At 46.8% G+C, this 284-nt stretch carries 1 protein-coding gene; it reads right to left on the minus strand.

Annotated elements, in window-relative coordinates:
• Window positions 1–246 (minus strand): response regulator (locus NW211_RS14075; RefSeq protein WP_258328300.1); only part of this gene is annotated, 246 nt, incomplete at its 3' end.
• Window positions 247–284 lie beyond the last annotated feature (38 nt).

A 284-nucleotide genomic window follows, 5' to 3' on the forward strand; every position in this document is an offset into this window, starting at 1 on the left:
TTCGGTCATTATCACAAATGGGATATCCATCTTCTCCTTGCCAATCCATTCAAGGAGGTGTATGCCGTCGCCTTGTGGCAGACGTACATCTGAAAGTATCAGGTCGAACTGTTCCTTGCGTAGCAGCTTGTGGGCAAAAGGCTCATTCATAGCCGTAGCCACTGAATATCCTTCACGCTCCAGCCAGTCTTTCTGTATATGCGAGAGGGCTATATTATCCTCTACTATCAGTATCCGTTTCTTCATCGGCTATTCTCTCTATCTCATTACGGGCATCCTCCATC

It is taken from the genome of Barnesiella sp. ET7 (assembly GCF_024733785.1).
GTDB lineage: Bacteria > Bacteroidota > Bacteroidia > Bacteroidales > Barnesiellaceae > Barnesiella > Barnesiella merdigallinarum.